This is a genomic window from Paenibacillus sp. E194, from assembly GCF_000935845.1.
Classification (GTDB): domain Bacteria; phylum Bacillota; class Bacilli; order Paenibacillales; family Paenibacillaceae; genus Paenibacillus_B; species Paenibacillus_B alvei_B.
Window position 1 is genome coordinate 1 of the sequence record NZ_JMDX01000200.1, and the last position, 10,585, is coordinate 10,585.

Genomic DNA, 10,585 nt, shown 5'->3' on the forward strand with positions numbered 1-10,585 from the left:
AATAATAACGCAAGCACTTTTTTAAAAAAACTTTAAAAAGAATATAAATCTGCTATAAAGCTAATTGCGGAGCCATTCTAACACCCGCACATAGCCTTATAGCAGACTCTATCGATACCAATCCATAGCAAGGTTACTGCTTTACTCGCACCACTCAATAGGATCAATGCACGGCGAGTACTTCCTCTATCCATATCTGTCTTTCCTGCGTAAGTTGAACGATGCTACCATCTACCGATACCCACGGACGAGTCAAGTAGGCATCCTCCGTAAATACGATGCGTCCCACCCGTCCATCATTCAGTTTAACAAATGCGTTCTGATGCATCTGAGCCACCTTGTGGATGAATGTGCGTACGAGTTGGGGATCGAGTTGGCCGAATGATTCTTCCTTTAATCTCTCAAGTGCAATATAAGGGGAAGAAGCTCTCTTATATATTCGATTCTGTGTCATCGCATGGAAGATATCAGCGATCGCTACGATTTTGGCATACGGGTGTATTCGTTCCCCTGTTACTCCTAGAGGGTACCCGCTCCCATCGATACGCTCATGATGCTGCAATGCGGCAAGCTTAACGCCATCATTAATGGCTGGCACATTTCGAAGCAACTCATAACCATAATGGGTATGTCTGCGCATCTCAATCTTCTCGTTTTCCGTCAGGGTGCCTTTTTTAGACCAGATATCGCTATCGACCTTCGTCTTCCCAATATCATGCAGCAGCCCAGATAAAGCGATTTGCATCCCTTCCTTGGAAGGATACCCGCTCCATTGTCCGATAAGATATGACGTGAGCGCAACCGCAGCGGATTTATGATACACATAGTCTTCTTCATTTCCTTGCAGCATTTCTTTAATCTGTGGATGGAAGCAGACTGGAGAGTAATGTTCGTTCTGCCCAAGCAGCCATTCCATTTGCTGGCGCAATTCTAATATAGGAAGCTTGGTGGCTCCTACTGTCTTATATACATTCTTGAGTAGGTTCACCATCTGAAGCCATGATTCTACAAAGCCGGCATCATGTTGAAATTGGCTATTCTGGCGTGATGGTGCTTGAGGAAGGGTCGGTTCACTGTTTTTGCTATCCGGCGCATCTGCACGAGTTCCTACGCTGTCCATAACCGGCGAAGGATATGAACTTGCCACTGCAACCGATTTGATCATAAAAGCATCGAGCACATCCAAATCACGTACACTGAGCGTTCTTCCTTTATTCATAATTACGCCGCCAAGCCCTGTTATCACGTCCTGCTCCAATTGATCTCCTGGCTTAGCTTGCGAGACGGGGATGAATACCATAGGTTATTACACTCTCCTGTTGGCCTCTTCATATGGATTTGACTCGGTTGTCGTTATGTATCTGCTTATATCAAGGAAAAGGGCGCACTCTATAAAAGAATACGCCCTACCTGTTGTCAATGCTCACACTACTGCTGCATCTTCACGTTCATCATTCTATTCTGATTCCGGTTCGGAGGCAGAAGGTGCTTCGTCCTCTGTCATGCCCGGATTTTGTTCTGTTTCTTCAGACGATTCTTCAGAAGATTCCTCAGGATCATCCTCAGTTTTATCGCAGCGGCTAACCGTAGATACGGAATCGTCGTCGCGGATATTGATGAGCTTCACACCTTGCGTGTATCGACCCATTTGGGAAATGCCCGACATGCTTGTACGAATAATTGTTCCTGATGCAGTGATAATCATCAAGTCCTCTCCATCCTGTACAACCTTCAAGCCGACGACTGCACCATTCTTGTCCGTTACATTGATCGTCTTGATCCCTTTACCGCCACGGCTCTGAATTCGATAGTCTTCCATAGGGGTACGTTTTCCGTAACCTTTGGCTGTAACAATAAGCACATCATTCTCCTTATTGACTACATCCATGTCAATTACGACATCTTCACTATCAAGCGTAATGCCTTTGACGCCTGTAGCCGAACGTCCCATGGAGCGAACGTCGTTCTCAGAGAATCGGATCGACATTCCCATCTTCGTACCCATAATGATCTCCTGCTCGCCGTCCGTCAGGCGAACCCCAATCAACGCATCATCATCACGAAGGTTGATGGCAATCAAGCCACCTTTGCGATTGTTGACATAATCGTCAAGCGGAGTCTTTTTCACGATCCCTTGGCGGGTTGCAAAGAACAGGTACTTGTCAGATTCAAATTCCACGACTGGAATCACCGCGCTGATGGACTCACCCTGTTCAATTTGAATTAAATTGATAATTGGCGTCCCTCTCGCCGTACGGCTCAAGTCTGGAATCTCATACGCCTTGATGCGGTAAACCTTACCCTTGTCCGTGAAGAACATCAGGTAATGGTGAGAGTTGGACACGAATAAATGCTCTACGAAGTCATTATCCTTCGTATCCATACCCACTACACCACGGCCTCCACGCTTCTGGCTTCGATATGTCGTTACCGGAAGACGCTTTATATATCCGCTATGCGAAATGGTGATGATAACATCTTCTTGAGGGATCAGATCCTCATCCAGTATGCTATCCTCGCCAATCGTGATTTCTGTACGGCGCTCATCCCCAAACTTCTGCTTCACTTCTTCAAGCTCATCGTTAATGATGGTCAGCACAAGGTGTTCGTTCGCCAAGATTTCACGGTATTCCGCGATCTTCATCAGCAATTCGTTATATTCAGCTTCGATCTTCTCGCGCTCTAAGCCTGTCAGACGGCGCAGACGCATATCGAGAATCGCTTGAGCTTGGTCGAAGCTTAGACCAAATCGGGAGATTAAGCCTTCACGTGCTTCTTCGTCATTCTTCGAACCGCGGATAAGCGCAATAATCTCGTCGATATGATCAAGCGCAATGCGCAGGCCCTCGAGGATATGTGCACGTGCCTCGGCTTTCCTCAAATCGTACTCAGTACGGCGACGAATCACTTCGATCTGGTGCTCCAAATAATAGTGGAGCATCTCACGCAAATTAAGAACACGAGGCTCTTGGTTCACAAGCGCCAGCATATTGATACCGAAGTTGCTCTGCATCGCTGTATGCTTGTACAAGTTATTCAGAACGACATTCGGGTTCACATCACGGCGCAGCTCGATAACAACGCGCATACCGTTGCGGTCAGATTCATCACGAAGGTCAGTGATGCCGTCAATGCGCTTCTCGCGCACCAATTCAGCAATCTTCTCAACGAGACGAGCCTTAATGACTTGATATGGCAATTCGTGAACAACGATACGAGCCTTGCCGTTATTGTCCTCGATTGTCGCACGTGCCCGCATCGTAACAGATCCGCGGCCAGTCATATACGCTTGGCGAATACCTTCTCGACCCATAATCAATCCGGATGTTGGGAAATCTGGGCCCTTGATGTATTCCATCAAGTCCATTGGCGTTAACTCTGGATTCTTAATCAGCGCCTGCAGACCGTCAATGACTTCCGTCAGATTGTGCGGTGGGATGTTCGTTGCCATACCTACTGCGATACCGGATACCCCGTTCACGAGCAAATTGGGAAAGCGAGCCGGCAATACAACAGGCTCTTGCTCTTCGCCGTCATAGTTCGGAGCGAAGTCGATCGTTTCTTTGTTAATATCACGAAGCAGTTCCATGGCAATCTTAGAGAGGCGCGCCTCTGTATAACGCATCGCCGCAGCCGAGTCTCCGTCAATGGAACCAAAGTTCCCGTGTCCATCCACGAGCATGTAACGAAGCGAGAAATCCTGGGCCATACGCACCATGGTCTCATATACGGCAGAGTCACCATGCGGGTGATACTTACCGATAACTTCACCAACGATTCTCGCTGATTTCTTATACGGTTTGTCCGGTGACATGCCGAGGTCTGACATCGCATACAAAATACGTCGGTGAACCGGCTTCAATCCGTCACGCACGTCCGGCAGAGCGCGGCTTACGATGATACTCATCGCGTAATCCAGGAATGATTCCCGCATCTCCGTGCCGATGTCGCGATCCCTGATTTGCGGTTGTTGTTCTTCCGCCATGCTGGACCTCCTTAAAATTCGTATTTAACAGCGTCATCATCATCTAGCAAAATGCAATATTTGCTCTACAAGCGAAAACGGCCCTTCCCCCCATAAATGGGGTCGAACCATTTCCACGGACGAATAATCTTTTATCTAGTCCATATCGAAACTCCCCACATGGCAACATAAGCCATTATGGACTCAGAAGGCGCCATGTTCACAAAGGAGAATTTCTACTCTAGCTTGATCATGCGGATAAAATCATACTCATCAATTCCATAACTGCACTATTCATATTATATTACTTTCACAAAAGAGATACAATTAAACGTTCCATGAAACTGCCCAAAATCCGAACATTTTCCTCGCCATATAGTTGATTGTACTATTTCTATTCGCCTGAATGATCATACATTGATATCAACTTCTCTATCCCTCTGTCCCTACCCGTTTAAAAATAAAACGATTGATGTGGAAAAGGGTGATGTATGTTTGTCCAGCCAACGTATATTTAGCAAATGGAAAAAGACAAAGATTTTGCAGGACTCCTCACTACGTTCGTATATTCCTAAGACGTCCATCTATAGCGCTCTCCGGTTGAAGGAGATGCTGAATCAATATCAAATGGTGTATGTGAAACCTGACTTAGGCACTCATGGCAAAGGTGTTATGCGTATTACGCAGCGTACCAATGACTCATTCGAGTTGAGAGAAGGGACTTCCACGGCTACCTTCACCGAAATAGACTCTCTCCTTGCCAAAATCAAAACCAGAATCGGAAAACGAAAGTACTTGATTCAGCAGGGAATTCACATGCTATCTCACCGGGGGAGAAAGTTCGATCTCCGTGTGTTCGTGCAAAAAAATGTGAACAACAAGTGGGAGGTTATGTCTATCTTCGGTCGAAAGGCAGCTGCTCATAAGATTGTGACGAACGTCAGCAGCGGAGGGAAGATGGAATCGCTGCGAACTCTCTTGAAACCCCACTTAAATGCAAGCTCTACCCAGCAGCTGCGCAGCGAGTTAGAACGAATCGGGCTGTCCGTCGGGGCACAACTGAGCAAGGGGAACAAGGGGATCAAGGAGCTTGGGCTTGATATTGCGATAGACAAAAGCATGCACCCCTGGATCTTAGAGGTCAATACGAAGCCCGCTATCTACGTGTACCGTACATTCAACCCTGCTGCTTATCGCCGCATCGTTCGAAATGCAAAAGCATATGGACGATTGACGTAACAAGGATTCCTCTCACCTACTGACAACAACTGAAGCCCGCCACCACACCAAAGCCCCAGTCCTGATGTGGAACTGGGGCTTTATTGTTATATCGATCCTCCGTGCTTCTCTAAGGAATGCACGATTCCAAATGGTTGGATATGATTAGTAATCAAGGTTTTTAACGAACTTGGCATGACGCTGAATGAAATCACGTCGTGGTTCTACGTTATCACCCATGAGCGTATCAAACACATCATCTGCCATCTTCGCATCATCGAACGAAACTTGGAGCATTTTCCGGCTCTCAGGATCCATTGTCGTTTCCCACAGCTGCTCCGCATTCATCTCACCAAGACCTTTATAACGCTGAACGTTAATCTTCACGCCTTCACCGAATTCTGCGATAATTTCGTCCTTCTGTTTATCGCTATCTGCATATCGAACAATTTTGTTGCGTTCAACCTTGTAGAGTGGAGGCTGTGCGATATACACGTAACCCGCTTCAATAAGCTTGCGCATGTAGCGATAGAAGAAGGTCAATAGCAGTGTTCGGATATGAGCACCGTCGACGTCAGCATCGGTCATAATCACAATTTTGTGATAGCGAGCTTTCTCAAGATCAAAGTCTTCGCCGATCCCTGTACCGAGCGCCGTAATAATGGCACGAATCTCTGCGTTGGATAAGATCTTATCCAAGCGAGACTTCTCAACGTTCAAGATTTTACCCTTCAGCGGCAAGATCGCCTGGAAATGGCGATCGCGGCCTTGCTTCGCAGAACCACCCGCTGAGTCACCTTCGACGATGAACAATTCGCAATGTGCAGCATCCTTCGAAGAGCAATCCGCCAACTTACCTGGAAGAGAGCTCACTTCAAGTGCACTCTTGCGCCGCGTCAACTCACGTGCACGGCGAGCTGCTTCTCGAGCTCGGGATGCCTGCATCCCTTTCTCGACGACTTTCTTCGAAATCATCGGGTTCTCGTTCAAGAACTCCATGAACTTCTCAGAAAATACAGATTCCACAATGCTGCGTACTTCACTGTTGCCGAGCTTCGTCTTCGTTTGTCCTTCGAATTGCGGCTCCGGAATCTTCACAGAAATAATCGCGGTCAGACCCTCACGAACATCGTCCCCACTTAAGTTGGAGTTGTTATCCTTCATGAGGTTCATCTTCCGAGAATAATCGTTAATGATTCGCGTAAGCGCACTCTTAAAGCCAGATTCATGCGTACCGCCTTCATGCGTATGAATGTTGTTGGCAAAAGAGTAAATATTCTCTGTGTAGCTATCGTTATATTGGAGTGCGATTTCGCACGTAATGGAATCTTTCGAGCCTTCCACGTAAATTGGCTGCTCATGCATCTTCTCGCGATTGCGGTTCAGGTACTCAACGAATTCCTTGATACCGCCGTCGTACTTAAATGTTTCTGAATGTCCAGTACGCTCATCGGTAAGCACCATTTGGATGCCTTTGTTCAAAAATGCGAGCTCGCGAATACGGGACAGAAGTGTTTCGTATTCGTATACCGTCGTCTCTGTGAACACTTCTGGATCGGGCTGGAATCGAATCGTTGTGCCGGTTTCCTCCGTGTCTCCGATTATTTCCAAATCGCCTTGTGGAACCCCACGATGATACTCCTGCTGATGGATATGTCCGTCTCGTTTCACGGTAACGATTAAGCTCGAAGACAAGGCATTTACAACCGAGACACCAACACCGTGCAAGCCGCCGGATACTTTGTATCCTTCGCCGCCGAATTTACCGCCCGCATGAAGCACGGTCATAACAACTTCAACAGCCGGGCGCTTCATCTTCTCTTGTATCCCGACTGGAATACCGCGACCGTTATCCACGACCGTGATGCTGTTGTCTTCATGTACGGTTACTTCGATTTTCGTGCAATACCCAGCCAACGCCTCGTCAATACTGTTATCGACGACTTCCCATACCAAATGGTGCAGACCTTTGGCACTCGTTGAACCGATATACATCCCCGGCCGTTTGCGTACGGCTTCCAAGCCTTCCAACACCTGAATCTGGCTCTCATCATACGTGTTATGATTCACAGACATGCCTTCACCTACTTCTCTAATTTCAGTACCGTTCATTATGTCAATCGCATGTAATTGCAAGAGCATCATCCCAAGCAATCCCAACTGCTAAGCAGTGGAATCTATTGAGATGACGCTGTCAACAAGGCTGTATGCAATGTTCGCTTACTCGTTAAAATGATGCGCACGCTTCTTCAATGTTGTAGATGATATCGGAGAGTAAAATACTTTTCCCTTCGTCACGACGATGGACTTTGCTTCTTCCTCGCCTATCGCCTCAACATTTTTCACTTTGTGCGCATTCGCCACGAACTGCTTAGACAGCTTAGATGATTTCTCTATCGATACATCAAAAATGGCGACCAGTTCCGAGGAACGAATGACTCTTTCTCCGCCCAAGTGAATATACATAGCGCTCACTCCCCTTAGAACAACCTCTTACCGCATGACTTGCCCATTTTCCACGTGGAACATATTTGCATCATGCAACTTGCTCGTGTTAATGCCTTCAATGCCTGTCGTCGTAATGAACGTTTGTACCTTGCTCTGAAACGTCTCAATCAGCTGCGTCTGGCGCATCGAATCAAGCTCAGACAGAACATCGTCGAGCAGTAGGATAGGATATTCTCCTATTTCCTCGTGCATCAGTTCGATCTCAGCCAGCTTCAGCGACAGCGCTGTCGTCCGCTGCTGACCCTGCGATCCATAGGTTTGCACTTCTTTGCCGTTAATGTAGAAGGCAAGATCGTCCCGGTGCGGTCCGACAAGTGTCATGCCGCGCCGCACCTCCTGGTCTTTCATTTGTGTTAACTTTAACATAAATTGCTCGAATAAGACAGCTTCATCTTCGTCTGGCATCGCAAACGATGGACTATATTCAACGGTAAGAGCTTCCTTGCCATTCGTGATGCCGGCATGAATTTGCTCCGCCCATGATTGGAGTTTCTTTAGATATTGTTTCCTTTTCTTTACAACTTTAACACCATTCGTAACAAGCTGCTCATTGAATATATCGAGCATCGTATTCGCTTGACCGCTTGGGCTGCTCCACATTTGCTTGAGCAGATTGTTGCGCTGCATGAGCACCTTCTGATACTGCTGCAGATGGTATAGATAGCTAGGCTGAACTTGGCCGATCTCCATATCCAGAAATCTCCGGCGAATGCCTGGCGATCCCTTTACGATCTCCAAATCCTCTGGGGCGAACATGACAACATTAAGTGCACCAATGAAGCCGCTCAGTTTACGCTGCTCCAAACCATTCAGCTTTGCCTTTTTCCCCTGCCGAGAAATGTTTAATTCCAGCTGAACCGTCCCATACTTCCGTTCTACAGCTGCTCGAAGCTGTGCATGCTCTGCTTCCCATCCGATGAGTTCTTTATCTCGTGGTGTTCGATGTGATTTCGTCAGGGCAAGCACAAATATGGATTCGAGCAAATTGGTCTTCCCCTGCGCATTATTGCCGACAAAAATATTAACTCGATTGTCTGTATTCAATTCGAGCGCGCCATAATTGCGATAATTTTGCAGAGCGATCGATTTGACGAACACCCGATTAAGCCTCTTGGGATGAAACGATGAGGAACTCACCGCATCCATCTACTGAGACAACGTTGCCTGGATACAGCTTCCGGCCGCGCCGCGCTTCATCTTCACCGTTTACTTTCACCATGTTCTCTGCCAGCATAATTTTGGCGTGGCCGCCTGTTGAAGCGCAATTGGCCAGCTTCAGAAACTGCCCGAGCGTAATGAATTCCGTTCGAATTTGGATGTCATTCATGTCGTTTCCTCCTTGTGATGCAGATGCACCAAACCTGTCTTAATTTGTGGTGCGGTATGGCAAAATGAGATGCAAGCTGCTGACGTGTTCAGTCGGCTTAATGATGATTGGACTCATTGCCCCTGTAAATCCAATGAAGATGTTCTCACATTCGACAACCTTCAACACATCCAGCATATATTTTGAGTTGAATGCAATCCGAAGCGGATCCCCTTTGAATTCCTTCACATCCAATTGTTCTGTAACACGGCCTAGCTCAGATGAGCTGGAAGAGATTTCGATCGAACCATCTTCCTTCGTCTGCAGTCGAACAATGTTTGTTTTATCTTCACGGGACAGCAAATAAGCACGATCAATTGCATCAATGAGCTTTTTCGTGTCCAAAATAAGTTCTGTTTTGTAGTTTTGCGGAATAATTTTAGAAGTGTCCGGATAGGTTCCATCCAAAATACGCGAATAGAATAGAACACGATCGATTTTGAACAACACTTGGTTGTCGGCAACGACAATATCCACCATTGTGTTCTGATCAGGGATGATTTTGCTCAATTCGTTCAGCGTCTTACCGGAAATGACAACATTCGTAAAATGAATCTCTGGGTCTGCTTGGATATCAGCTGTACGGCTTGCCAAGCGGTGGCGATCTGTAGATACGAATTTCAAATTACCTTCGTTCAGATTCCACAGTACCCCCGTCAAAATTGGCGTTGTTTCGTTGGAAGAAATAGCAAATGCAGTTTGCTTAATCATGGTCTTCAGCAAATCGCCATTGACTGTGATCACTTGGTTTTCTTCGATGTTAGGCAGAACAGGATACTCTTCTGGATCAAGTCCAACCATTTGGATATCTGTTGCACCGGAACGAAGGAAAGTCTGGAAATGCTCCTTCACTTCGATCTCTACATCTTGGGAAGGTAATTTCTTAATGATTTCGACGAAAAATTTAGCCGGCAAAACAACACTGCCTGGACGTTCCACTTGAACGATCGTCTGGCGATCATCCTCTACAGGGATAAAGGTTTGAATGGATATATCCGTATCACTAGCGGTAAGGGTAACCCCTTGAAACGTAACGTCAACCTTAATCCCACTTAAAATGGGAATCGTCGTTCTGCTGGAAATTGCTTTGGATACGTTTTGTATTGCATCGTTTAGTTCATTTTTCAATATCGAAAGTTTCATACGTTCACTCCCTAACGCCAATTTGCGCTCATTCTACTGTTGCTATCTGTTACTAATCTTGTGATATCCCGTTGCTCTGAGTTGAGATATGCCGAATATGTGCTCTTCTTATAATGATCTATATAATCTTTTTTAATAATAGTAGTAATAGTAGGGGCACTGAATATGTGGATAACCCTCTTGAACAGGCATAAAGTAAAGCCTATCCACATGTGTATAGATTGTGTATAGGCTTGTTATGTTGTTCACAGCGTTTGGATTTTTAATTTTGTCGATCAGGTTCTGTACGACCTTGTAAAGTTCCTGATCTTGCTGCAGATTTTGGGTGATTTTCTCGTGGGCATGAATGACGGTTGTATGATCTCGTCCGCCAAATGCTTCACCAA

The 10,585-nt window shown here is 46.4% G+C and carries 9 protein-coding genes; 1 reads left to right on the forward strand and 8 read right to left on the reverse strand.

Annotated elements, in window-relative coordinates:
- Positions 1-163 precede the first annotated feature (163 nt).
- Positions 164-1,300, reverse strand: a complete 1,137-nt coding sequence (locus AZ66_RS21980; RefSeq protein WP_044356793.1) for an HD-GYP domain-containing protein — start codon at positions 1,298-1,300, stop codon at positions 164-166.
- Between the two features lie 156 nt (positions 1,301-1,456).
- Complete coding sequence (gene gyrA / locus AZ66_RS21985) at positions 1,457-3,985, reverse strand: DNA gyrase subunit A (RefSeq protein ID WP_021258418.1); 2,529 nt, start codon at positions 3,983-3,985, stop codon at positions 1,457-1,459.
- 474 nt (positions 3,986-4,459) lie between these two features.
- Here gyrA and AZ66_RS21990 point away from each other — a divergent pair, with 474 nt between their 5' ends.
- Positions 4,460-5,203: a YheC/YheD family protein gene (locus tag AZ66_RS21990; RefSeq protein WP_044356795.1), complete on the forward strand. Its 744-nt coding sequence runs from the start codon at positions 4,460-4,462 to the stop codon at positions 5,201-5,203.
- Positions 5,204-5,347: 144 nt separating this feature from the next.
- Here the strand turns inward: AZ66_RS21990 and gyrB are convergent, their stop codons facing one another.
- The 6 genes from gyrB to AZ66_RS32965 form a co-directional block, all read right to left on the reverse strand.
- The gene (gyrB, locus tag AZ66_RS21995; protein WP_021258416.1) at positions 5,348-7,258 is read right to left on the reverse strand and encodes a DNA topoisomerase (ATP-hydrolyzing) subunit B; all 1,911 of its coding nucleotides are present in this window, start codon (positions 7,256-7,258) and stop codon (positions 5,348-5,350) included.
- A 144-nt stretch (positions 7,259-7,402) separates the two neighbouring features.
- Positions 7,403-7,648 (reverse strand): extracellular matrix regulator RemB, encoded by a 246-nt coding sequence (remB, locus tag AZ66_RS22000; protein ID WP_021257560.1) that lies wholly within the window; start codon positions 7,646-7,648, stop codon positions 7,403-7,405.
- Between the two features lie 27 nt (positions 7,649-7,675).
- Positions 7,676-8,788, reverse strand: coding sequence for a DNA replication/repair protein RecF (gene recF, locus AZ66_RS22005; protein ID WP_021258415.1), 1,113 nt, complete (start codon positions 8,786-8,788; stop codon positions 7,676-7,678).
- A gap of 4 nt (positions 8,789-8,792) precedes the next feature.
- Positions 8,793-9,017, reverse strand: coding sequence for a S4 domain-containing protein YaaA (gene yaaA / locus AZ66_RS22010; protein ID WP_021257558.1), 225 nt, complete (start codon positions 9,015-9,017; stop codon positions 8,793-8,795).
- Positions 9,018-9,056: 39 nt separating this feature from the next.
- Positions 9,057-10,199, reverse strand: a complete 1,143-nt coding sequence (gene dnaN, locus AZ66_RS22015; protein ID WP_021258414.1) for a DNA polymerase III subunit beta — start codon at positions 10,197-10,199, stop codon at positions 9,057-9,059.
- 132 nt (positions 10,200-10,331) lie between these two features.
- Positions 10,332-10,585, reverse strand: a 254-nt coding sequence (locus AZ66_RS32965; protein ID WP_044356798.1) for a hypothetical protein, incomplete at its 5' end; no start/stop codon positions are given.